The organism is Bradyrhizobium sp. ORS 278, from assembly GCF_000026145.1.
Classification (GTDB): Bacteria; Pseudomonadota; Alphaproteobacteria; order Rhizobiales; family Xanthobacteraceae; genus Bradyrhizobium.
The window spans coordinates 6,806,918-6,830,301 of sequence record NC_009445.1 but is presented as its reverse complement, the minus strand read 5'-3'; the positions used below and the strand labels follow the sequence as shown (position 1 = coordinate 6,830,301).

General features: G+C 66.7%; 24 protein-coding genes. 15 read left to right on the top strand and 9 right to left on the bottom strand.

Going from position 1 to position 23,384, the window contains the following annotated elements; all coding sequences use genetic code 11:
• Positions 1–22 precede the first annotated feature (22 nt).
• Positions 23–1,078, bottom strand: coding sequence for an ABC transporter substrate-binding protein (locus tag BRADO_RS30540; RefSeq protein ID WP_041757865.1), 1,056 nt, complete (start codon positions 1,076–1,078; stop codon positions 23–25).
• Between the two features lie 285 nt (positions 1,079–1,363).
• On the opposite strand from BRADO_RS30540, the gene BRADO_RS30535 reads away from it, so the two are divergent.
• The 5 genes from BRADO_RS30535 (at position 1,364) to BRADO_RS30515 (ending at position 4,650) form a co-directional block, all read left to right on the top strand.
• The gene (locus BRADO_RS30535) at positions 1,364–1,762 is read left to right on the top strand and encodes a hypothetical protein (protein WP_012030060.1); all 399 of its coding nucleotides are present in this window, start codon (positions 1,364–1,366) and stop codon (positions 1,760–1,762) included.
• 105 nt (positions 1,763–1,867) lie between these two features.
• Complete coding sequence (hisE, locus tag BRADO_RS30530) at positions 1,868–2,269, top strand: phosphoribosyl-ATP diphosphatase (protein ID WP_012030059.1); 402 nt, start codon at positions 1,868–1,870, stop codon at positions 2,267–2,269.
• A 63-nt stretch (positions 2,270–2,332) separates the two neighbouring features.
• Complete coding sequence (locus BRADO_RS30525; protein ID WP_009029990.1) at positions 2,333–2,914, top strand: YqaA family protein; 582 nt, start codon at positions 2,333–2,335, stop codon at positions 2,912–2,914.
• On the top strand, positions 2,914–3,531 hold the full coding sequence (locus tag BRADO_RS30520; RefSeq protein WP_012030058.1) for a hypothetical protein: 618 nt from the start codon (positions 2,914–2,916) through the stop codon (positions 3,529–3,531). Before BRADO_RS30525 ends, BRADO_RS30520 begins: the two co-directional genes overlap by 1 nt.
• 150 nt (positions 3,532–3,681) lie before the next feature.
• Entirely contained in the window at positions 3,682–4,650 is a 969-nt protein-coding gene (locus BRADO_RS30515) for a nitronate monooxygenase family protein (protein ID WP_012030057.1), read from the top strand.
• A gap of 268 nt (positions 4,651–4,918) precedes the next feature.
• Here the strand turns inward: BRADO_RS30515 and BRADO_RS30510 are convergent, their stop codons facing one another.
• The 4 genes from BRADO_RS30510 to BRADO_RS30495 form a co-directional block, all read right to left on the bottom strand.
• Complete coding sequence (locus BRADO_RS30510; RefSeq protein ID WP_244422928.1) at positions 4,919–6,490, bottom strand: ABC transporter substrate-binding protein; 1,572 nt, start codon at positions 6,488–6,490, stop codon at positions 4,919–4,921.
• Positions 6,491–6,706: 216 nt separating this feature from the next.
• Positions 6,707–8,230 carry an ABC transporter substrate-binding protein gene (locus BRADO_RS30505; protein ID WP_041757172.1) on the bottom strand — a complete coding sequence of 508 codons (1,524 nt, stop codon included), beginning with the start codon at positions 8,228–8,230 and terminating at the stop codon, positions 6,707–6,709.
• Between the two features lie 138 nt (positions 8,231–8,368).
• Complete coding sequence (locus BRADO_RS30500) at positions 8,369–10,000, bottom strand: ABC transporter substrate-binding protein (protein WP_012030054.1); 1,632 nt, start codon at positions 9,998–10,000, stop codon at positions 8,369–8,371.
• Positions 10,001–10,042: 42 nt separating this feature from the next.
• Positions 10,043–10,495 carry a hypothetical protein gene (locus BRADO_RS30495; protein ID WP_244422927.1) on the bottom strand — a complete coding sequence of 151 codons (453 nt, stop codon included), beginning with the start codon at positions 10,493–10,495 and terminating at the stop codon, positions 10,043–10,045.
• Between the two features lie 707 nt (positions 10,496–11,202).
• Here BRADO_RS30495 and minC point away from each other — a divergent pair.
• Genes minC through BRADO_RS30475 form a run of 4 tightly spaced genes read left to right on the top strand, consistent with a single transcriptional unit; the run spans position 11,203 to position 13,801 of the window.
• Positions 11,203–11,898: a septum site-determining protein MinC gene (gene minC / locus BRADO_RS30490; RefSeq protein WP_008961869.1), complete on the top strand. Its 696-nt coding sequence runs from the start codon at positions 11,203–11,205 to the stop codon at positions 11,896–11,898.
• 20 nt (positions 11,899–11,918) lie between these two features.
• The gene (minD, locus tag BRADO_RS30485) at positions 11,919–12,734 is read left to right on the top strand and encodes a septum site-determining protein MinD (protein ID WP_012030051.1); all 816 of its coding nucleotides are present in this window, start codon (positions 11,919–11,921) and stop codon (positions 12,732–12,734) included.
• Entirely contained in the window at positions 12,731–13,006 is a 276-nt protein-coding gene (gene minE, locus BRADO_RS30480; RefSeq protein ID WP_009029981.1) for a cell division topological specificity factor MinE, read from the top strand. The genes minD and minE overlap by 4 nt, the downstream gene beginning before the upstream one ends.
• A 21-nt stretch (positions 13,007–13,027) precedes the next feature.
• Positions 13,028–13,801 carry a thioesterase family protein gene (locus BRADO_RS30475; RefSeq protein WP_173363520.1) on the top strand — a complete coding sequence of 258 codons (774 nt, stop codon included), beginning with the start codon at positions 13,028–13,030 and terminating at the stop codon, positions 13,799–13,801.
• A 94-nt stretch (positions 13,802–13,895) separates the two neighbouring features.
• On the opposite strand, the gene BRADO_RS30470 is transcribed toward BRADO_RS30475, so the two are convergent.
• The gene (locus tag BRADO_RS30470) at positions 13,896–15,587 is read right to left on the bottom strand and encodes a methyl-accepting chemotaxis protein (protein WP_012030049.1); all 1,692 of its coding nucleotides are present in this window, start codon (positions 15,585–15,587) and stop codon (positions 13,896–13,898) included.
• Positions 15,588–15,862: 275 nt separating this feature from the next.
• On the opposite strand from BRADO_RS30470, the gene BRADO_RS30465 reads away from it, so the two are divergent.
• The gene (locus tag BRADO_RS30465; RefSeq protein ID WP_012030048.1) at positions 15,863–16,255 is read left to right on the top strand and encodes a hypothetical protein; all 393 of its coding nucleotides are present in this window, start codon (positions 15,863–15,865) and stop codon (positions 16,253–16,255) included.
• Positions 16,256–16,475: 220 nt separating this feature from the next.
• Here BRADO_RS30465 and BRADO_RS30460 read toward each other — a convergent pair whose 3' ends face one another.
• Positions 16,476–18,038, bottom strand: coding sequence for an AMP-binding protein (locus tag BRADO_RS30460; RefSeq protein WP_041757171.1), 1,563 nt, complete (start codon positions 18,036–18,038; stop codon positions 16,476–16,478).
• Positions 18,039–18,195: 157 nt separating this feature from the next.
• Here BRADO_RS30460 and BRADO_RS30455 point away from each other — a divergent pair, with 157 nt between their 5' ends.
• The 4 genes from BRADO_RS30455 (at position 18,196) to BRADO_RS30440 (ending at position 21,039) form a co-directional block, all read left to right on the top strand.
• On the top strand, positions 18,196–18,840 hold the full coding sequence (locus BRADO_RS30455) for a hypothetical protein (protein ID WP_041757170.1): 645 nt from the start codon (positions 18,196–18,198) through the stop codon (positions 18,838–18,840).
• A 56-nt stretch (positions 18,841–18,896) separates the two neighbouring features.
• Positions 18,897–19,871 carry a nitronate monooxygenase family protein gene (locus tag BRADO_RS30450; protein WP_012030045.1) on the top strand — a complete coding sequence of 325 codons (975 nt, stop codon included), beginning with the start codon at positions 18,897–18,899 and terminating at the stop codon, positions 19,869–19,871.
• 87 nt (positions 19,872–19,958) lie between these two features.
• Positions 19,959–20,225 carry a hypothetical protein gene (locus BRADO_RS30445; RefSeq protein ID WP_008962221.1) on the top strand — a complete coding sequence of 89 codons (267 nt, stop codon included), beginning with the start codon at positions 19,959–19,961 and terminating at the stop codon, positions 20,223–20,225.
• Positions 20,226–20,406: 181 nt separating this feature from the next.
• Positions 20,407–21,039, top strand: coding sequence for a hypothetical protein (locus BRADO_RS30440; protein ID WP_012030044.1), 633 nt, complete (start codon positions 20,407–20,409; stop codon positions 21,037–21,039).
• A gap of 94 nt (positions 21,040–21,133) precedes the next feature.
• On the opposite strand, the gene BRADO_RS30435 is transcribed toward BRADO_RS30440, so the two are convergent.
• On the bottom strand, positions 21,134–21,613 hold the full coding sequence (locus BRADO_RS30435; RefSeq protein WP_012030043.1) for a hypothetical protein: 480 nt from the start codon (positions 21,611–21,613) through the stop codon (positions 21,134–21,136).
• Positions 21,614–21,727: 114 nt separating this feature from the next.
• Complete coding sequence (locus BRADO_RS30430) at positions 21,728–22,645, bottom strand: SDR family NAD(P)-dependent oxidoreductase (protein ID WP_012030042.1); 918 nt, start codon at positions 22,643–22,645, stop codon at positions 21,728–21,730.
• Positions 22,646–22,737: 92 nt separating this feature from the next.
• Between BRADO_RS30430 and BRADO_RS30425 the strand changes: the two genes are divergently transcribed.
• Positions 22,738–23,370: a TetR/AcrR family transcriptional regulator gene (locus tag BRADO_RS30425; protein WP_041757863.1), complete on the top strand. Its 633-nt coding sequence runs from the start codon at positions 22,738–22,740 to the stop codon at positions 23,368–23,370.
• Positions 23,371–23,384 lie beyond the last annotated feature (14 nt).

Sequence of the window (23,384 nt, the reverse complement as noted above, 5' to 3'; positions counted from 1 at the left end):
CAGCCCAATCGCGGCGAGCGCGTCAATTGACGAGGCGGCTGTCGGCCGGGGGCAGGAAGCCGTCGTCGAAGATGTCGGCGGGTGCCGGGCGCTTGTGGACGAATTTGCGGTCCTCGGCGATCTGGTCCAGCGCGCGCTCGAACCGGGCCGCATCGATGCCGCCAATGCCGTCGCGGCGCACGTCCGATGTCAGCACGTTGTCGGCGAGAACGGTCTGCAGCCGCTCCAGCTCGAGCTCGCGCGAGCCGTCCTCCATCCGGCTCACCACGTCGGTGATCGCAGCCTGAGGATCCTTGATCGCGAGATGGAGGCCCGCCGTCACCGCGCGCAGGACGCCCTTCACCGCCGCCGGCTGCCTGTCGGCGAAGCCGGGATTGACGATCACCGCGTGGCCGTAGGCCTCGCAGCCATAATCGGCGAAACGCAGCACAGCCAGATCCGCGGCGGGCACGCCGCGGTCGCGCAGATTGATCGCCGAGAGGTATAAGAAGCCGCTGACCGCGTCGACCTGTCCCGCCGACAGGATCGGCTCGCGCACCGCGGCGCCGACGCGCGACAGCTTGATGGTCTCGGACTTGAGATGGTTGTGCTTGACGACCGCCGGCCACAGCCGGATCGAGAGGTCGCCCTCGGCGACGCCGAGCGTCTTGCCGTCGAGATCGGCGAGGGCGTTGATGCCGCGGCTCTTGCGCGCGATGATCGCGTAGGGCGCGCGATTGAACAGCACGAACACGGCCTTGACCGGCTGGCTGCCCGCCGCGTCCCGATAGCGGATGAGCTCGTTGATGTCGGCGAGTGCCATATCGGCCTCACCGGATGCCACCCGCGCGATCGCGTCGGGTGAGCCCTTGGCCGTGGTCGTCGTGACCGTCACGCCCTCGGCGCTGAACAGCCCCTGGCTGCCGGCGAGCACCACGGGTGCCACGCTGCCGTCGAGCGGGCGATCCAGCGCGAACATGACGGCGACCGGACGTTTCGGCTCTTCGGCTGAAGCCGGCTGCTCCGACAACCAGGCCGGCACGACGAACGCCGCGACGAGCGCAAGCGTGAGCAGGGTGACGGGTCGTCGCATACGCATCATGTCACGCCATCAGGTCACGCCAGTCTTCGCTGGTCACACCGGTCTTTATCGCCGGTATCCTAATCAGTCCACCGCGCTCCGATCGCGTGTCGCCTGAATGCATATGTCAAATTCGTGACGGGCGCTCACGCCGAAGGGCGCCCTAGCATGTCTGAACGAATCTGAACGGTCCATGAGCGAGGCCTGCGGCGATTTGCGGCTTCGACTTCGGGTTTCGAGAGCGGAACTGTCACCCCGGTTGAAACGTTGGGTTCGCGAAATCTCATTATACGGAGGATCCACATGATCGCACAGCGCGGGACTATTTCACGCGTCGGCCGTGCTACCGTCCTGGCGACGGTGGCCGCGGTGACGTTCACGGCCGTTCAGCCGACGCTCGCCTTCGCCGGCTCGGCGCCGGCCGAAAAGGGCGTCGTTGCCAAGACGGCGAACGAGGGCGGCCTGACCGATGTCAGCGCCCGCCGGCGGCACTATCGGGGCAATGGCGGTGCGGCCGCCGCTGCGGCTTTCGCTGGAATCGTCGGCACGGGCCTCGCGATTGCCGCGGCCCAGAACCGCCGTTCCTATTACGAGGACAACTACTACTATGGCCGGCCGGCCTATTACGGCTATGGCCCGGGATATCACTATTACGGTGGCGGCAACCCGTATTATGGCGGCGGCTACTACAATCCCTGGTGAGACGATCGATCGTGAAAAGATCCGCCGGCCTCTGTGCCGGCGGATTTTTTTATGTCGCTGGCGAGCGTTAACACCGCCGCCATTGATTTTAACTATTGTGTGTCGATGACTGATTCGATCGAGCGGCTCTATCGGGCGGTGCTGGCGGCCAGGGATCTGGATCCGTCACGCTCGCGCACGGCCAAGCTGATGCAGCAGGGCACCGCCAAAATGGCCAAGAAGCTCGCCGAGGAGGCGATCGAGGTCTCGATCGATGCGGTCAGCGGCGACGCCCAGGCCGTGGTCCGGGAAAGTGCCGACCTGATCTACAATCTGACGGTGCTGTGGGCCGATCTGGACGTCCGTCCGGAGGACATCTGGCGCGAAATGGCGCGACGCGAGCTGATGCTGGGAATCGCCGAAAAGCTGCCGAAAACACCGGTGAAGCTGGCGAAGACCGCGCCCGCGCGCGTGTCGGGGCGGCCAATTGTCGCGGCCGACAGCCGGGTCATCCGCAAGCGGCACTAGCTCATCCGCTGATGGACATATCGGCCATGGACAAATGCGGCCCGGTTTGCTTCATCGCCAACCATGCTCAGACGGATCTACGACTGGTGTATCGACGCCGCCCATAAGCCGCATGCCCTCTGGATCATGGCTGCGATCGCCTTCGCCGAAAGCTCGTTCTTTCCGGTGCCGCCGGATGTGATGCTGATTCCGATGTCGCTGGCGAAGCCGCAGCGGGCGTGGCTGTTCGCCGGTGTGTGCACGGCGGCCTCGGTCGCGGGCGGCGTGGTCGGCTACGCGATCGGCGCGCTGCTGTATGACTCGCTCGGCCAATGGCTGATTCACCTCTATGGCCTCGGCGACAAGGTCGAAGCCTTCCGCGCCTCCTATGCGGAATGGGGCGCGATCATCATCCTGCTGAAGGGGCTGACACCGATCCCCTACAAGCTCGTCACGATCACGTCGGGCTTCGCGGGCTATAACCTCTTCCTCTTCATCGTGTGCTCGATCGTGGCGCGCGGCGGCCGCTTCTTCATCGCCGCGATCGTGCTCAATCGGTACGGCGAATGGATCCGGGTCCACATCGAGAAGCATCTCGGCCTCTGGGTGGCTCTTGGCGCGGCCGTTCTGGTGGCCGGCTTCGTCGTCGCGCTGAAGCTGATCTGATGTCGGCGTTGCGCCGCGGCATGGTCGCAGCGACCGCGCTGCTCGCCGTCGCGATGTCGACGCCGTCATGGGCGCAATCGCCACCCCCGGCTGCGGGCCTGCGCGAGGTGCCGCCGGAGCCGGCGCCGGTCTCGCCCGCGCCGCCGTCGTCCAATCCGGGGCTGCTGGATGATCTCGGCAAGCTGTTCGAGAAGATAACCATCATTCCGCTGAAGCGTCCGGGTGAGGCCGATGGCGAGTCCCCCGCCCGCGCGCCCGGTGAGGCCGCGGGCGCGGCGCCAGCCGATCAGCGGCCCCCACCAGGGCCCGATCGTCCGGCGCCGAGCAGCAATGTCCAGGGCGGTGGATTGAAGGACGCCGGCGACACGCTCTCGCGACTCACCAAACCGTCCACGATGATCTCCGGCCGCATCGTCTGTCCGCTCGCCGCGAACGGCACGCCGGATTGCAAGCTGGGCGCTGACCGATTGTGCCAGGGCAAGGGCTACAGGGACGGCAAGAGCCTCAACACCGACTCCGCAGAGACCTGCTCCGCCCGGGTGCTGATCCCCGGCCGCCAGCGCAAGCCGGGCGACTGCCGCACCGACACATTCGTGACTTCGGCGTTGTGCCAATAGGGCACCGGCGGCGCTCCTCCAGCGCCTCAACGCAAGACCCCCCACGGGCTTTTCCGGTCCCTCTGCGAGCGAATTGCCATGACGGCATGATGTCGGGCATGCTTGCGCGCAACGAGCATCACCGCATTTCACCAAGAGGAATTCCCATCCATGTCCATGCCCGCCTTGTTCAAGGGGCGTCTGTCGATCCCGGTGATCGGCTCGCCGCTGTTCATCATCTCCGTGCCCGATCTCGTCATCGCGCAATGCAAGGCCGGCATCGTGGGCTCGTTTCCGGCGCTCAACGCGCGGCCAGCCGCGCTGCTGGACGAATGGCTGGCGCGCATTACCGAGGAGCTTGCGGCCTATGACCGCGCGCATCCGGAGCGTCCGTCTGCGCCGTTCGCGGTCAACCAGATCGTGCATCGCTCCAACAACCGCCTCGAGCAGGACCTGGCGCTGTGCGAGAAGCACAAGGTGCCGATGATGATCACCTCGCTCGGCGCGCGCGAGGAGCTGAACCAGGCGGCGCATCGCTGGGGCGGCATCGTTTTCCACGACGTCATCAACCAGTTCTTCGCCCACAAGGCGATCGAGAAGGGCGCCGACGGCCTGATCCTGGTCGCGGCCGGCGCCGGCGGCCATGCCGGCACGATCTCGCCATTCGCCTTCGTGTCGGAGACGCGCAGCTGGTTCGACGGCCCGATCGCGCTGTCGGGCGCGATCGCCAATGGCCGCGCCATCCGCGCCGCGCGCGTGCTCGGCGCCGATTTCGCCTATATCGGCTCGGCCTTCATCGCCACCAAGGAGGCGAATGCCGTTGAGGCCTACAAGGACATGATCACCAAGTCGGGCGCCGACGACATCGTCTACTCGAACCTGTTCACCGGCGTGCACGGCAACTACCTGAAGCCGTCGATCGTCAACGCCGGACTCGACCCCGACAATCTGCCGACGTCGGACCCGTCGAAGATGAGCTTCGGCACCGACGCCTCGGGCGAGCGCGCCAAGCCGAAGGCGTGGAAGGAGATCTGGGGCTCCGGCCAGGGCATCGGCGCCATCAAGGAGGTCGTGCCCGCCGCCGAGCTGATCGCGCGCTTCAAGAAGGAATACGACGAGGCAATCGATCCGCCGCTGTGAGGGGGAGTCGCCGCCTCGATTTCCGGTGTCATTCCGGGGCGATGCGCGCCAGCGCGGCGAGCCCGGAATCCATCGGGCCGCGTAGTCCGCCGTGACGTGGATTCCGGGCTCGTGCCGCGCACGCCCCGGAATGACGCAGCAGAGCGCCGCGATCGACTCACTATCCGATCGACGCTGCAATTCGATGTGAGCATCCCGGCCGAAATGAAAGACGCGGCAGCCTCAGGCTGCCGCGTCCATCGGTCGAACAATCAAGTCGGGTGGAAAGCTATTCCAGCTCGATCGCCTGGAACTTGCCGCGCTCGTCGAGCGCGGTGCCCCAGATCTTGTGCGAGGCCTGGTGCTCGGCGCGGCCGAAGCCGAGCTTGGCGCCAAGGCCGAGATCGACGCTCTGCATGTTCTCCAGCGTGTCGATCAGCGCCTCGGTGTCGAGCTGCGGGCCGACCTTGCGGAGCGCCTGGACGAGCACGTTGGCCGAGACGTAGCCCTCGAACGAGACGTAGGACGGTGCCTCGCCGGGGAAGTACTTCTCCAGCGCGCTCTTGTACTCGAGCACGGCGCTCGAATAGCCGCCGACCGCCGGCACCACCTGGGTGACGATCACGCCGTTGGCGTAGCGCGGGCCGAGCAGCATCAGCTCGTCCGACAGCTCTGTCGAGCCCACGAAGGACACGTTGGTGTAGATCATGTTCGGGTACAGGTCGCGCGTCTTCTCGATGAACTTCGCGGCCGCCCGGTAGGTCGCCACCATGACGATCGCCTTCGGCGGGTTCTTCATGGCGCGCAGCTGGTTGACAGCCTCGTCCACGTCGACAGTGTTGCGCTTGTAGTTGAAGCGGACGATCGAGGTGTCGGCCAGCCCAAGCGAGCGGAACGCCTTGGCCACGCCGGAGAAGCCGGCATCGCCATAGGAGTCCTGCTGGGCGAACACGGCGATGTCGCGCGGCTGCAGGCGACGCAGCTTCACGAGATAGCGCACGACCGTGTCGGTTTCTTCCGCGTAGCTGGCGCGGTAGTTGAAGACGTAGCGATCCGGCGGATCGTTGCGCAGGATGTTGGCGCCGGTGAAGGCGCCGTAGAACAGCACCCGGCGCTGCAGCGCGTAGGGCATCGCCACCGCCGAGGTCGGCGTGCCGACATTGCCGACGAAGCCGAACACCTTGTCCTTCTCGTAGAGCTGCTTCATCGCGTCGAGCGTACGCGACGGCTCGTAGCCGTCGTCGGCCGAGAACAGGCGCAGCGAGCGTCCATTGATGCCGCCGCTGTCGTTGGCGCGGTTGAAGGCGGCCTCGATGCCCATCTTCATCTGCCGTCCGAGCTCCTTGGACGCGCCCGAGAACGGACCGGCAATGCCGAAGCGGATCTCGTTCTGGGTGACGCCCTGGACGTTGCTCGCGGTGGGCGGCGGCAGCGTCACGGTCGGCGCCGTCGCGGCAACGGCCGCGGACGGCGCGATCACGCCGGCGAGGCTGGTGGCCGCCTGGCTGGGTGCGGTCTGACCGAGCGAGCGCTCCAGTTCGGCGAGCTGGCGACCCGCCGTGTTGCAGTCGGTCTGTGCCGCACCGACGCGGTTGCGCCCGTCGGCCACGTAGCCGTTGAACACGCGCGTCAGCTCGTCGCGATCCGAGCCGCCCGTGGAGGCCTCCCGGATCACCTCGCGAAACTTGTCGACAATGGCCTGAACGCGGCCCTGGTCGATCGCCTGACAGGCGGATGCTGCTCCCACGATCGGCCCAACCCGGCTCGCAAGATTACGCACCACATCCGCATTGGTGCCCGCCGCGCTGGCGGGCGTTGCGAGCAATGCCGCAACCAAGAACACGCTAGAACGAAAGCTCATTGCCACTATCCCACTATGGACCCCATCCAGGTCTTCCGCCTGGTGATTTGACGCTCTGTGTCTGCGACGGATTAGACCTAAGACCGTCATCATGCACAGACCAGCTTTTCCTAAGAGCATGACCATTTCGGTAACCAGGCACGCCTTTTTCCGATCATGCTTTAGAACCAGCTAAGACGTCTCCTACAACCAGTTCGTTTCCCCTCAAACTTTAGTCTATTCCAGTTCGATCGCCTGATACGTGCCGTTCTCGTCGAGCGCGGTGCCCCAGATCTTGTGCGATGCCTGATGCTCTGCGCGTCCAAAAGCGAGCTGAGTGCCGAGGCCGAGATCGAGGCTGCGCATCGACTCCAGGGTGTCGACAAGTCGCTCGGTGTCGAGCGGGCTGGTCTGCTTCAGCGCCTGCACCAGGATCGTCGCCGCGATGTAGCCTTCCAAGGATGTGTAGTCCGGCGCCTCGCCTGCTGCATATTTCGCCAGGGCATTCTTGTAGTCGAGCACGAGGCTTGAATAGCCCGAAACGGCCGGAACGCCTTGCGTCACGATGACGCCGTTGGTGAAGCGCGGCCCGAGCAGCTTCAGCTCGGTCGCAAGCGAGGTCGACCCGACGGCGGAGACGTTGGCGTAGATCAATCCCGGCACGGTATCGCGCGTCTTCTCGATGAACTTGGCGGCTGCGCGGTCCGTCGCCACCATGATGATCGCCTTCAGTCCCGGCTTGTGCGCCTTCACCTGGTTGACCGCGTCATCAACGTCCATGGTCGCACGCGGATAGGAGAACCGCGTCACGGGATCGCTGATGTTCAGTTGACGATAGGCCTTGGCGACACCGGAATAGCCGTCGTCGCCGAACGCGTCCTGCTGCGTGAGGACGGCAATCTGCTTCGGCGGAATGCGCTTCAGCTTGACGAGATAGCGCACTAGCGCGGCCGTCTCCTCGGCGTAGCTGGCGCGATAGTTGAAGACGTAGCGATCAGGGGGATCGCGGCGGACGACCGCCGCGCCGGAGTTGGGAGCGAAATACAGCGTCCGGCGCTCCAGCGCGTAAGGGATCGCGACTTCGGAGTTCGCCGTGCCGATATTGCCGATGAAGCCGAACACCTGCTCCTTGTCATAGAGCTGCGTCATCGCCGCGAGCGTCCGGCTTGGATCATAGCCGTCATCAGCCGCGACGAGCCGCAGCGTGCGCCCATTGATGCCGCCCGCGTCGTTGGCGCGCGCGAATGCGATCTCGATGCCCTGTCGCATCTGCCGTCCGGTCTCCTTGCGGATCCCGGAGAACGGCAGCACCATTCCGAAGCGGATTTCGCGATCGGTCACGCCGCGCACAGGCCCCGTCGTTGCCGCGCCGGTCGTCGTTTCGGACCTCGGCACCGGGCTTGCGCCGGCCGGCGGGTTGAGCGAACTCTCCAGATCCGTGAGCTGCCGCTCGGCGGCTGCGCAATTGCCCGGCGCGGACCCCGTGCGACTACGGCCTTCCGCAATGAAGCCGTTGAACGTGCGCGTCAGCTGATCGCGCTCGTTGTCGTTGCCGGAGGACTGGCGGATGGCCTCGCGGAATTTGTCGACGATGGTCTGCACGCGCCCTTGCGCGATGTCCGGGCAGGCCGAGGCCTGTCCCACAATCGGTCCAACCCGGCCCGCGAGCTCCCTCACGGCGTCGGTTGCCGCCGCGAAGGCGGGGCTGATGGAAGCCGAAAACAGGCTTCCGATGATCAACGCGGACCAATGAACGGTCATCGTACTATCTATCCGTTGGCTCTGAGAGCTGCTGCTAATCCTCACCGCTCTGCTATTCGTGGCATTTCGAATTAATGTCGGGTTTCTCTGTCGCTGTTTTGTCGTGGTAGTAGGGGCTGGTTGTCGGCCAGCGGTATCCTAGTCAAGCTCGATCGGTTGGTAGTTGCCGCTTTCGTCCAGCGCAGTGCCCCAGATCTTGTGCGAGGCCTGGTGCTCGGAGCGGCCGAAGCCGAGCCGGACACCGAGCCCGAGATCGAGATCGCGCATGGTCTCCAAGGTCTCGACCAGCTGCTCGGTGTCGAAGCTGCGGCCAGCGCGCTTCAGACCCTCGATCAGCACGCTGGCCGAGATGTAGCCCTCGAGCGACATGTAGTCCGGGGCCTCGCCCGGGAAGTATTTTGCCAAAGCGTTCTTGTAGTCCAGCACCAGGCTGGAGTAGCCGGAAACCCCCGGCACCGTCTGGGTGACGATGACGTTCTCGGTATAGCGCGGGCCGAGCAGCATGAGCTCGCTCGCGAGCGCGGAGCCGCCGACGGCCGAAATATTGGCGAACACCGCACCTGGGAAGACGTCGCGCGCCTTCTCAATGAATTTGGCGGCGGCGCGGGTGGTGGCCAGCATGATCACGGCGCGGACCGGCGTCTTCAGCAGCCTGAGCTGGCTGATGGCGTCGTCGACGTCGATGCTGTTGCGCGGATAGTTGACGCGCACGATCGTGCTTTCGTTGGCGCCGAGCGTGCGAAAGGCCTTGGCGACGCCGGCGAAGCCTGCATCGCCGAATGCGTCGTTCTGGGCGAACACGACGATCTGGCGCGGCTGCAGCTTGCGGACCTTGACGAGGTAGCGGACCAGCGCGTCGGTCTCCTCGGCATAGCTCGGCCGGTAGTTGAAGACGTAGCGGTCCGGCGGATCGTGGCGTCCGACATTGGCACCGGTGTAGGGCGCGAAGAACAGCGCGCGGCGCTCCAGCGCGTAGGGGATCGCGACGGCGGCTGTGGCCGAGCCGAAATTGCAGATGAAGCCGAAGACCTGCTCCTTCTCGTAGAGCTGCTTCATCGCATCGAGCGTGCGCGACGGGTCATAGCCGTCGTCGGCGGTCACGAGCTTCAGCACGCGACCATTGATCCCGCCGGCCTCGTTGACGCGGTTGAAGGCGGCCTCGACGCCGATCCTCAGCTGCCGGCCGCTCTCCTTCACCGGGCCGCCGAACGGGATCACCATGCCGAACTTGATGTCGTTCTGCGTGACGCCACGGGTCTCGACCGCGGGCGGCAGGACCTGCGCGGGCATCGTCGCGGCAACGGCGCTCGGCGGCGCGAGCGTCACGGCCGGAAGGTTGGATCGGGCGGCGGGTGGTGCTGCGATCGACTGTTCGAGATCGGCAAGCTGGCGGTCGGCGCTGCGGCAATCCATGCGGCCTGACGTCACCAGGCTGCGGCCGTCGGCCACGTAGCGGTCGAGCAGGCGGGTCAATTCGTCACGGTCGGCCTCGCTGGTCGCGGCCTCGCGGATGACGAGCTGAAACTTCTCGATGATCGCCTGGATGCGCGGGCGGGCGATGTCACGGCATGCGAGTGCCGAGCCGATGATCGGGCCGACACGGCTGCCGAGCTGGCGCGCCACGCTCACGGCCTCGCCGGGCGCGGCATCGGCCACCCCGGACATGCCGAAGGCTCCGCTGGCCACGATGGTCCCGAGCAGCACGGCTGCGATACGGGCGTGAGCTAGCGAACCGCGTGCTGCCGCTTTCTGCGGTAGGACGTCGATCATAATCGCCTTGAAGATGTTGGACGTCGGCTCAGTCGAGGCGGATTAGCGAACCCGCTCCATCTGACCCGTCTTCTGGTTCCACTGCATGAACTGCTGCAGCATCGGCTTATCGGGAGTGTCGGTGTCAGCTGCCGGCTCCGGTGCCGGGGCATCGGCGAGCAGCGACTTGAACTGCGACAGCGCCGGAGCCTGCGGCTCGGCGCGCTCCGGCAGCGAGCTGGTCTGGTCGGCCTTGGCGTCCTGAGCGTCGGCCGCGACCGGCGGCACCGTCTTCATCGACTGGACGGCGGCCACGAAAGACGAGCTCGCATCGGGCTGGCGCCACACCGGGACGATATTGACGAAGAACAGCGCGACCACGGCGGCGACACCGGTGGCGGCCGCGAAACGGCCGGCGATCTTGAACGCGACCGAGCGGCGATCACGGTCACGCTGGAATCCGGGCGGCTCGCCCATGACCTGCGGGTTCAGCGACTGGCGGAGGGACTCAAACACGGCGGTCTCCAGGCGAGCATCGAGGGGGGCTTGCTGTCCCGAAGCGGGACGCTCGGCCGCCTCCGCTGCCTTGGTGGAGTCACCGACGAGAGATAGACGCGCGGCTTCCGGACGCTCACGCAGCCACCGCGGTGCATAGTGCAGCGGGTCCTGCGGGTTCATCGGATTCTGTTCACTCAACGAACTCATACGCTACTCCTCTGACGCTCGATTCCGGTCAACTGTTCGCTTCTGTCACGGTCGTATGAGAGCTAGTTTCAAACGAGAGACGGGAGCGGTTCTGCCACTTCAGTTCACATGGAATCACTTGCAGAATCAGGCGTTTCGCGCCGATCAGCGATCGCACGTCGAAGGTCCCTTCCTGCCGGGCGCCGTGGCACTTTGATCGTGCCTTTGACGCCGCCTTTGAAGCCATGCCCCGCCCCCTGACGAGTGTCAATTGTTCGGAACCGCTTAAACCCGTCAGCTCCGCATTATATGTACGTTAAAGTTATCATCATGATGTGATCGAAATGAGGCACAATGAGTCTTGACGCAGATGCTCATGATTTGTGTCTCATTCACGCCAAGTTTCCGCCTCGATTCGATCATCATCGAAGCATGTCGGGCGCGCCGCTGTCGATTTTCGAGCGGCTTAGCGTCGATTTAACCATCCGTTAACCATCTGGCGCCGACAGTTAACCAATCGCTAAGAAGGGTTGGGTCGGATGGTCATGAGTGCCAGCGCTGAAACGGTGCGTCCTGTAATTCGTCTGCGCGGGCGCTCCTACGTCGCCTTCGTGTTCTCGCCGGTGGTCCCCATTGCCGACTGGCTCGGCGAGCTCGATGCGATGCTCGCGGGCTCTCCCGGCTTCTTCGTCGGCAAGCCGATCGTGCTCGATCTCTCCGCCGTCGATCTCAGCCCGCTCGCCATCACCCACCTCATCAAGAGCATCGAGTCGCGCAACATCCGCGTACTCGGCCTCGAAGGCGTCGAGCAGGGGCGCCTCTCGCTCGGCATGCCGCCATTGCTGTCGGGCGGACGCCAATGCGCGGTGCAGGAGATCGAGCCCGAGAAGCCGTCTCTGCAGCAGCCGACCTCCTTGCTGCTCGATCAGCCCGTGCGCTCCGGACAATCGATCGTGTTTCCCGATGGCGACGTCACCGTGCTCGGCGCGGTGTCCTCGGGCGCGGAGATCGTCGCCGGCGGATCGATCCATGTCTACGGCGCGCTGCGCGGCCGCGCGATGGCCGGCATCAACGGCAATTCGGCGGCGCGAATCTATTGCCAGAAGATCGAGGCCGAGCTGGTCGCGATCGACGGCTACTACCAGACCGCCGAGCAGATCGACGCCGGGCTGCGTGGCAAGGCCGCGCAGGCGCGGCTCGAAGGTCATTCCATGAAGATCGTAGCTTTGAGCTGAGTAGCAGGAGGATTCGCAAAATGGCTAAGGTTCTTGTTGTGACGTCGGGCAAGGGTGGCGTCGGAAAGACCACCACGACGGCGGCGATGGGCGCGGCGCTGGCGCAGGCCGGCGAGAAGGTCGTGGTCGTCGATTTCGACGTCGGCCTGCGCAACCTCGATCTCGTCATGGGCGCGGAGCGCCGCGTCGTGTTCGATCTCATCAACGTCGTGCACGGCGTCGCCAAGCTGCCGCAGGCGCTGATCCGCGACAAGCGGCTGGAGAATCTGTGGCTGCTGCCGGCCTCGCAGACCAAGGACAAGGACGCGCTCACCGAGGACGGCGTCGGCCGCGTTATCGCCGAACTGCGCAAGACCTTCGACTGGGTGATCTGCGACAGCCCGGCCGGCATCGAGCGCGGTGCCATGCTCGCGATGCGCTATGCCGACGAGGCGGTCATCGTCACCAATCCCGAGGTCTCGTCGGTGCGCGATTCCGACCGCATCATCGGCATGCTCGATTCCAAGACGGTGCGCGCCGAGAACGGCGAACGCGTCGGCAAGCACATCCTCATCACCCGCTACGATGCCGGCCGCGCCGCGCGCGGCGAGATGCTGTCGATCGACGACGTGCTGGAGATCCTGGCGACGCCGCTGCTCGGCATCGTGCCGGAGAGCCAGGACGTGCTGCGCGCCTCCAATGTTGGCTGCCCGGTCACGCTGAACAGCCCGGCGAGCGCGCCGGCGCGCGCCTATCACGACGCGATGCGCCGCCTGCTCGGTGAGGAGGTCGAGATGCAGATCCCGAGCGAGCGCAAGGGCCTGATGAACCTGCTGCTCGGACGGAGGGCTGCATGAGCGTATTGCGACTGTTTACGGGACGCGCAGCCTCGGCGCCGGTGGCGCGCGAGCGGCTGCAGATCCTGCTCGCGCATGAGCGCAGCCTGCGCGGCCAGCCCGATCTGCTGATGCAGCTGCGCGAGGAAATCCTCGCCGTGGTTTCGCGCCATGTGCTACTCGATCCGGACAAGGTCATCGTCCGCATGGACCGGGGAAAGCATGTCTCGACGCTCGAGGTCGACATCGAACTGCCCAACGGCGCCGATCGCGCCTTCGCCAGCGCGGGCTGAAACGTGGGACAGCGTGCGCTGATGCGGCCGATCTTTCGCGTCACGGACAGTCAGGTCGCCGTCAGTCCCGATGCCGCCGGTCCCTGGGATCCGACCATGCAGCACGGCTCGGCGCCCTCGGCGCTCGCGGTGTGGGCGGCCGAGCGCATCCCGACGAAGTCGCCGATGCGCATCGCCCGCGTCACCATCGACCTGATGCGCCCGGTGCCGCTCGCCCAGCTCGACGTCGAGACGGAGGTGCTGCGCGAGGGCCGCAAGATCCAGCTCTGCGCGGTGCGCCTGCGCGCCGGCAACACCGTCGTCGTCACCGCGACCGTGTTGAAGATCAGGCAGGACGCGGTGCCGCTGCCGGACGATGTCCACGAACTGCCGGTCGATCTCGCCGGCCCGGATCAGGCGCAGCCCGAGCCGGCCGATTTCTCCACCAGCCCCTTCGTCCGCGGCATGACCTTGCGCGCCGCCCGCGGCCGCTTCGGCGTCCGCGGCCCCGGCGCGATCTGGTATCGCGTCGACTGGCCGCTGGTCGAGGGCCACGCGGTGTCACAGGCGATGCGCGCGGTGGTGGCCAGCGATTTCTGCAACGGAACGTCGGCCGCGCTCGACTTCCACAGCTACACGTTCCTCAACGCCGACCTCACCGTCAACATGGCCCGCGAGCCGGTCGGCGACTGGATTTTGCTCGACGCCGAAAGCTGGATCGGCCCCGATGGCGCCGGACTCGCAATGGCGCGGCTCGGCGATGCGAAGGGTTATTTCGGCCGCGTGGTGCAGAGCCTGGTGATCGAGAAGCGGTGAGGCCGTGACGGTGCGCTCCCCTCCCCGCAAGGGGGAGGGGAGTTCACCGTCGTTGGGTTGAGAGCGGGGTAAGCAACTCACAAAGCTAGCGCCCTTACGCCGCCCGCACCGTGCTCAGGAAGCGCCCGACCTCCAGCTTCAGCCTGTTGCTGTCCTGCGACAGCGTCTGCGCGGCCGACAGCACCTGCGAGGACGCCGAGCCGGTCTCGGCGGCGCCGTGCTGCACGTCAGTGATGTTCGACGACACTTCGTGCGTGCCCTGCGCGGCCTGCTGGATGTTGCGCGAGATCTCCTGGGTCGCGGCGCCCTGTTCCTCGACTGCCGCGGCGATGGTCGACGAAATCTCTGCGAGCTTCTCGATCGTGCCGCTGATCTCCCTGATGGCGCCGACCGAGTCCTGGGTGGCAGCCTGGATGCCGGAGATCTGCTGGCCGATTTCGCCGGTCGCCTTCGCGGTCTGCTCGGCCAGCGCCTTGACCTCGGTGGCGACCACGGCGAAGCCGCGCCCGGCCTCGCCCGCACGCGCCGCCTCGATGGTGGCGTTCAGCGCCAGCAGGTTGGTCTGTCCGGCGATGGTGTTGATCAGCTCGACGACGTCGCCGATCCGCGCCGCTGCTTTCGACAGCTCGCTGACACGATCGTTGGTTCTGCGCGCCTGGTCGACCGCCTCGTTGGCGATCCGTGCGGAGTCCTGCACCTGCCGGCTGATCTCGGTGACGGACGAGCTGAGCTCCTCCGTCGCCGACGCCACCGACTGCACGTTCGCGGTGGCCTGCTCCGAGGCCGCGGCGACGGCGGTGGTGCGCTGCTGCGTGCGCTCGGCGGTCGAGGTGAGCGTCGACGCGGAGGCTTCGAGCTCGGTCGAGGCCGATGACACGGTGTTGATGATCTCACCGACCGCGCCCTCGAAGCTGTTGGCAAGCGCGTGCATGTCGCGCTTGCGCCGCTCGGCGGCGAGCTTCTCGGCCTCGGCCTGCTCCGCGCGGAGCCGCTCGGTCTCGATGGCGTTGTCCTTGAACACTTGCACGGCACCGGCCATCTTGCCGATCTCGTCCTTGCGCTCGGTGCCGGGGATCGCGGCGGTCATGTCGCCGCCGGCGAGCCTGCGCATCGCCTCGGTCATCGCGGTGATCGGTCGCGCGACGCCCGAGACAATGAGATAGCCCATCGCGGTGCAGAGCAGGGCAGCGAGCGCGATCGTGGCGAAGATCCATGACAGCGAGGACTGATAGACGGCGGCGCCCTTGTCGGCCTCCTTCTTGCCCTGCTCGACGTTCCAGGCGAGGTCCTGCTCGAGCGCCTTGCGCGCCTGGACAAAATCTTCACGCAGCCTGCCCATGAACAACGCGGTGGCCGCCTCGGTCTGGTTCTTGCGCGACAGCTCGAGCAGCGGCTTGCTTTCCTCGAGATATGCAGTCCAGGGCCTCTTGAACGCCGCCACCAGCGCCCTCTCTTCGGCTGTCGTCACCGTGGGCTCGTAGAGAGCCCAGGTCTTGTTGAAGAGCTCCAGGCTCTCGCTGATCTGCCGCTCCTGCTCGTTCTTGGCTTCGGCCGTGGTCGCCAACAGGAACTGGCCTTGACGTGCGCGATACTGCTCCACGGACTTCGAGATCGTGCCGAGCCATCCTGTCGCCGGCAGCCAATTGTCGCGGACCTCGGCGGCCGAGCCATTCACGGTCCCTAGCCGGTCGATCGAGAAGCCGCCAAGCCCCATGGCCGTCATCAGCACGATGCCGAAGGCAAACAACACCTTATTGCGAATCGAGAGGTTGCAAAACGACGGCATTTTGGACTCCAGATATCAATCGTGCGGGGATCGTCGGGGGTGCGGCCGGCCGGAGCAGAGGCTCGTTGCTGCAAATATATGCACCGGCCGCTCATCGTTGAGGCGTCACGGTAAAAACGTGCGGATAGTTAGGCGCGCGAGAGATAAATTTTGCTCTAAACTTGAGCAGAGTAAGCTGGCCGTAGAACTACGGCCGGATTTGCGCTGGATCAGCGATCCGCGGCGACGGCCGTGTAGTTTGTGTGCCGATGTTCGCGACCGAGCCGGGGCCCGAGATGAGGATCGCTGTTCCGACCAGGGACTGGAGCACTATCAGCAGTCACGCGGGACAGGCGCGCTGCTGGCTGCTCTATGATCTCACCAATCATGCTGCGAGCGCGCGTCTGCCTGCGCCGGATCGCGTCGAACTCGCGAAGGACCAGGTGCTGCATCACTTCAAGGACGACTGTCCGCATCCGCTCGATGGCATCGACATCGTGCTGGCCGGCAGCGCCGGCGACGGCTTCATCCGCCACATGAAGGCGCGCGGCGCCGACGTGCTGCTGACCGGCGAGAGCGATGCCGAGACCGCGCTCGCGCGGCTCATTGCCGGCGAGCCGCTGCCCGCGCAGCGCTTCGACGTCACTACTTCGCTCTGCAAGCTGCGCGACCTGTTCTCGCGGCATTGATGTGCCTGAATAGCAAACATCATCCTCGTCCCGGCGAACGCCGGGACCCATACCCACAGGACGTCGTGCGAGGCGCGCTGGCGATTGGCGTTTTCGCGCCTCATGCCCGGCACGGCGTCTGGAACCCGGATCGGCGCCGCGCCGGCGCGCGTCGCAGCTTGTCCGGGACGACGGTGGTGAGGGACGCAATGACGCAGAAGACCGAAGCCCCGTGGTGGCGCTATCCCACCATCCGGCCGCGTCCCTCCCAGTACTTCGCGCGCAGCACCTTCTTGTCAATCTTGCCGACGCCGGTCACCGGCAGCTCCTTGACGAACTCGACGCGCTTCGGCGCGTGCGCCGAGCCCTTGCGCGCCTTGACCAGCTCGATCAGCTCGGTCGCGTTGGGCTGCGCGCCCGCGCGCGGCACTACGATCGCGGTGACGGCCTCGCCCCATTTGTCGTCGGGCACGCCGACCACGGCGCACATCGCGACATCGGCGTGCTGCGTCAGCACGTCCTCGATCTCGCGCGGAAAGATGTTGAAGCCGCCGGAGACGATCATGTCCTTCTTGCGATCGAGGATGTACAGGTAGCCGCGCTCGTCGCGGCGCGCGATGTCGCCGGTGCGCAGCCAGCCGTTCTTCAGGGTCTCCGCCGTGATGTCGGGCCGTTTCCAGTATTCCGCCATCACATGCGGCGCGCGCACGCAGATCTCGCCAGCCTCGCCCTGCGGCGCCTCCTGATCATCGTCGTCGAGGATCTTGACCTCGCAAGCCGCGATCGGGAAGCCGCACGACAGAAACAGCTCCGGCTGCTTCGGATCATGATCGGCCTTGCGCAGCACCGACACCGGATAGCATTCGGTCTGGCCGTAGAGCTGCGAGAACACCGGGCCGATACGCTCGATGCCTTCGACCAGCCGTGTCGGCGACATCGCGGACGCGCCGTAGAGCACGAGCTCCAGCGAGGAGAGATCGGTCCTGGCGAGCGCGGGATGATCGAGCAGCACGTAGATCATGGTCGGTACGAACAGAGTGAAGTTGATGCGCTCGCGGGCGATGGTGTCCAGCACGGCCTCGGGATCAAACCCTTTGAGCATGTGCACGGTGCCGCCGCGCATCAGGGTCGGCAGCACCTTGGTGCCGGCGACGTGGCTGATCGGCGCCACCGTGAGATATCGGGCGCGGTCCGGAATCTCGAAATCGGCGAGGATCGCCGTGGCGAAGCCGCCATATTCCCGGTGATGGCGCAGCGCGCCCTTCGACTTGCCCGTGGTGCCGCCGGTGTAGTTGAGCGTGGCGAGGTCGTCGGGTCTCGCGAAATTGCGCGCGGTGGCGTGGCCGGATTGCGCGATGGCGGCGAGCAGATCGGCGCCGTACCCGGCGGGCCCGAGCGTGAACACATGGCGCAGACCGTCGGCGCGCGCGGCGAGTTCACCGCCGCGGTCGCGGAACGCGGCGGCATCGATCACCAGCACCTGCGACTCGGAATCCGACAGCTGGAACAGCTGGTCCTCCAGCGAGCCCAGCGGATGCAGCCAGGTGATGGCGAGCCGCGACAGCTGCGCCGCCATGCCGGCGCACCACGCATCGGCGCGATTCGCGGTGAGGAACGCGACGCGTGTTCCAGGCGGCAGGCCGAGCCGCATGAACACGCCCTGCATGCGGCCGATCAAGTCGATCGCGCCCTGATAGGACAGCGATCCTCCCGGCCAGCTGAAAGCGGTGCGCTGCGGATGGCGCGACAACGTAAGCAACGTCTGCTCGCAGACGACGGGGAACGCGTGGAGTTCACGGTTCATGCGGATGTCCTCCCGAAGTGCCCCGCTGGTTGTTGCGTCGCGGAGCTTGATACGCAGGCTAACAGAATGGCCTTCGCGCTCAAGTCGCGTCGCGGCTTGGCTCGGAACATCGCCGCGCGCGCGGCGTTGCCCGGCCGAACAATCAGGGAGCAAGGCCATGCGCACGTCGACAGCTTTCTTTGCGGGGGCCGGAACAGTCGCGGTTGCCGTTGCGGCCGGCCTCGGCGGCGGGCTCATGATTGCCCAGGGGATGAATCCGAAATCGCCGGCGACGGAAGCCGCCAGGCTCGAACGTTCGGTGCCGGATGCGCCGTCGCCGTCTCCGACTGTGACGTCCTATCTTGCGGCAACGCAGGCGGCCGCGACGGTCCCGGTCAAGGTGGCACCCGCGGCGGCCAGCGCGGCCACGGCGAGCCCGGCTTCGGCGAGTGCTTCGCAGGCTCCGGCAGCAATGACGACCACCGCAGCCGCTTCACCGACATCCATCATGCCCCAGCCCGGCGATGCACAGGCCAAGGTGCAGGACGCCGCGCAAGACACGACACAAGACAAGAGCCAGGACAAGGTTGCAGACAAGGCGCCGGATCCGGAGCAGACGTCACGCGCGGCCGAGCGCAGGCGCGTCGCCGAGCAGCGCCGTGCCGAACGGCACCGGCAGTATGTCGAACGCCGCCGGCAGCGCCGCGAGCAGGATCTGCGCGCCGTCGAGCAGGCGGTGCGCGAGGATTCGACGCCGCGGGCCTATGCCGCTCAGCCCGCGGACATGCCGGGCCCGCGCTTCAGCCTGTTCGGCGACGATTGATCGCGCGCGCCGGCGTAGCTATCCCTGGGTGCAACGAGCCTCAGGGAGGACACGCGGTGCAGACACTTCCTCTGCCTGAAATACGCAAGCGGCTGCGGCTGCCGCTGATCGCGGCGCCGATGTTCCTGGTGTCGGGCGTCGAGCTTGTCAGCGCGGCCTGCGCCAACGGCGTCATCGGCGCGTTCCCGACGGTGAACTGCCGCACGCCCGACGAACTCGACGGCTGGCTGCGCGACATCGCCGGCCGGCTCGCGCGCGCCAGCGATGCCAGCGGCGTGGCGGCGGCACCGGTCTGTCCGAACCTGATCGTACACCGTTCCAACGCGCGGCTTGCGGATGATCTCGCGGTGCTGCTGCGCCACCGGCCGGAGCTCGTCATCACCTCGGTCGGCTCGCCGGCGCCGGTGATCGCGCCGCTGCATGAGGCCGGCGCGCTTGTGTTCGCCGACGTCGCCTCGCTCCGCCACGCCGAGCGCGCGATCGAGGCTGGCGCCGATGGTCTGGTGCTGCTGACGGCAGGCGCGGGCGGTCAGACCGGCTGGCTCAATCCGTTTGCCTTCGTGCGGGCGGTGCGCAGCCTCTTCGCCGGCCCGATCGTGCTCGCCGGCGGCATCAGTGATGGCGTGGCGTTGCGCGCGGCCGAGATGCTCGGCTGCGATCTCGCCTACATGGGCACCAAGTTCATCGCGACACGCGAGAGCGTGGCGGATGCCCGCTACAAGACCATGCTGGTCGACAGCTCGGCGGACGATGTGCTGCTGACCTCGGCCGTCACCGGCCTGCCGACCAGCATGCTCCGGCCCTCGATCTTTGCGGCGGGACTCGATCCGGACGCCCTGCCGGCGCGCGGCGCGATCGAGATCGGCAAGGACATCGATGTCGGCGCGCGCGAAAGCAGGCCGACGCGGTGGCGTGACATCTGGAGCGCGGGGCATTCCGTCTCTGGGGTCACGGACATCACCGACGTCGCCACGCTGGTTGCGCGCACGGCTGAGGAGTATGAGCACGCGGGCTCGCGACGCGCCGGCTGACGATGCTGCGGTCCCACTGTGTCCTTAAGGCACCATTAACCATCCCGCCGCACAATCCGCCGAGTTTCGATTTGGCGGAATTGCGCAATGGGCATCGAGTTGGGGCTGACCAAGGAGCGGGCGACGCTCGAGGAGATTCGGATTCGCGTTGGACATGCCCTGCAGCGCCATCCCCTGTGCCGCAGCGTTCAGTTCGACATCATGAGCGTGCCGCGAACTGCGCGCGGCGGAAACTGGACCATCAGCCTGCATTCGGTGGAACCGGCGGCGTTGTGGGAGGCCTCCGATATCGTTGCCGACATCCAGGCCGCCTACGATCTGCTGACGCCGGCCGAGCTGTCTTCCGCGGCATAAAAAAATATCCGTCATCTGCGCAGGGCGGAATGGTGGCTCACCTGTTTCTGTGGCATCGTAAAGCCTTAATTTGCTCCCAGTTTTCGGCAAAGTGCGGCGTTTCCGCCGGGATACGGAGATTTGCGTGACGAAGTCGATCGCTATTGCCGCTTTGCTTGGGGTTCTGATCGCCGGCGCTGCCGTGACCAGTATCCTGATGCGGGACAGCGTTCCCTCGGCTGGTGCGATGATGCCGGCCGTGGTTGCGAAAAGCCCGATCTCCAACCGCGAAGCTAAGGGCGACCGCCTCGCCATGGTCACAGTTGCGGCCGCCGACGTCGAGCCGCAGAGCGCGCCGGTGACCCGGAGCACGCTGCGCCAAGCCTATGCCTACGCGCCGTCCGAGCCGGAGGTTGCCAAGGAGCCGGCAAAGGCGCCCGTCGTGGCGGCGGAGCCGATCCTGCCGAAGTCCAAGATCATGGCCCGGACCGACGCGCCAGCCGCGCCGCTCAAGCCCGAGGTCCAGAAGGCCTATTCGCTGCTGTCGGATACCCAGATCGCGGGAATCAAGGAGCGGCTGCGGCTGTCGGCCAGCCAGGAATATTATTGGCCGGCGGTGGAAACCGCGCTGCGCGCCGTCGCCCGCAAGATCCACACCGGCCGCCAGACCGCCGCGAAGCCGGGCGCCGTCGCGATCGACCCGGATTCCGACGAGGTGCAGCAGCTGAAATCGGCGGCGATGCCGCTGCTCTGGCAGCTGCGCGACGACCAGAAGGACGAGGTGCGGCGGCTCGCGCGCACGATCGGCCTCGACAAGGTGGCGGCCGCGATCTGACGGGCCGCGCTGGCGCGTCATTATTGGTTCAGGAAAGCTGAATGGGAAAAGGCCGCGCATTGCACGGCCTTCGTTTTTCTGGAGCAAGCGAATGCTACCGCGCCGGCGGGCTCGCCTCCGGATGACCGCCGCTCTCCGGTCCGGCGCCCGTCGGTGACGAGGCGGGGGCGGTGCGCAGATCGGGGCCGGGGCGGGCCGGCTGCGTCATCGTCGGCGACTCCGGCGGGGTGATCGCCGCGCCGGCGCCCACGGTGGTGCCGCGGTCGGTGTTGGTCGGCGCTGACGGGACCGGCGTCGGCTTGTCGCCGCCAGCGAAGCGGGTCGACCCGCCGCTCTGATAGCCGGCGACCAGGAGGCCGGCGACGATCAGGCCGAGCACGAACAGACCGCCGAGTTCCGGCAGCGCGCCCGACGGCGCCATGCCGCGGCCGCGGCCATCGCCCTCGAGCGCGACAGCGGCGATCTCGCGGTTGTGCCGCGAGCGCAGGAACGACAGGAAGGCGCCGGCGGCGATGATGATGCCGGCGGCGAGCGTGAAGAAGGTCAGCCAGGTAATGGGGTGGTCGGCTTGCATGTCGAACATCCTTCGCGTGAGGGCCGCACGACGTGCAGTCGCGTCAGTCCCGCATGACAATCTCTGTTCGGCAATCGCCAGCGCGACGGAAGGTTTCCTGGGCCCGATAAAATCTCAGCCGGTCCCGCCATCCGACGCGAGCGCAGAGCCGGTCATGTAGGTCAGCTCCGGCGAGGCCATGGCGACAGCGAACTCGGCGATCTCTTCGGGCGACGCCATGCGCTTGAAGCCCGGCATCTTGCTCCGCGCCCATTGCGTGGCGGCGATCTGCCACACGGCGTCCGGCATGCCCTCGGTGCCGGCGACGCGGCGGACCAGCGCGGTGTCGGTCGTGCCCGGCAGGATCGCGTTGATGCGGATGTTGTTGTCGGCATAGTCGAGCGCCGCCGACCGCACCATGCCGACCAAGCCGGCCTTGGTCGCGGTGTAGGCGCTGCGGCGCGGCCCGGTGCGATGGACGACGGAGGACGAGGTCACGAGAATGGTCCCGCCGCCGCGCGGCAGCATCTCGGCGATTTCATACTTCATGGCGAAGAACACGCCGCGCAGGTTGGTGTCGACGACATCGGCCCAGTCGGCAGCATCGAGCTCGTGCAGCGGCTTTTCGATCGTGATGCCGGCATTGTTCAACGCGATGTCGAGACCGCCGAACGTTGCAATCGCCTGTACCACGAGATCCCGCATCTCGGCCTCGACGCGGACATCGGCGCGGATGAAGCGGGCGCGGCCACCCTCCGCCTTGATCTCGGCCTCGACCTCGCGGCCCAGCGCCTCGCGCCGGCCGCAGAACACGACTGCCGCGCCCTGGCGGGCAAAGGCGATCGCGGCGGCGCGTCCGATTCCCGAGGTGGCCCCGGTGACGAGCACGGTCTTGCCGCCGAACCGTTTCGGGGCCGCAATGATGGTGGGCGCCGGCCGGTGCGCCGTCTGGGCGAATGCGGCGCCGCCGAGCGCGCCCGCGGCGAGGCCGCCGGCGAATCCCGCCAGCGCATAGCGTCGAGACCGCACGGGGGTTGAGGGTGCGTCGGTCATGGCATCATCTCCGGTTCAGATCCGATGTGAACGATGATAACATCATCCTAGGCTAAATATGATCAGTGTCAACATCGATTGAAATGACGAAAATGCCCGCAGACCCGACGTCGACCGAGCCGCGGCCCTATCATCACGGCAATCTGAAGCAGGCGCTGATCGCCGCCGCGACCGAGCTGCTCGAGCGGGATGGCGCCGAGGCGCTGTCGTTCCGCGCGACTGCGCGAGCCGCCGGCGTGTCGCAGTCGGCGCCCTACAATCATTTCGCCGGCAAGGAAGACCTGCTGGCCACCGTCGCCGAAGCCGGCTTCCTCGCCCTCACCACGTCGCAGGAAGCTGCGCAGGCGCGCTGGCCGGCTGGGGAGGACCAGCTGACCGGCCTCGGTCTCGACTATATCGGCTTCGCCGCCGCGCGGCCGCAGCTCTACCGGCTGATGTTCGGGGTCGGCCTGCCCGACTGGCACGCCTATCCGGAGGTGGCCTCGGCAAAGCGCGCGACCTTCGGACCGCTGCGCCAGGCGCTCACGAGCTTCCTGCCCGCTGCGACGCCCGCCGCGACCCTCGAGCAAGCCGCCGTCGCCGCGTGGGGGCTCGCGCATGGGCTGGCGATGCTGCGGATCGACGGCTCGCTCGGACGCCGGGACGAACCGGGCGGCCCGCCGCCGGAGGAGGGCGCACTGCGTCTGTTCGGGCGCGGCTTGCGCGCGGCCTGCGCGATGTCCTGAACCCCAACGCGGGT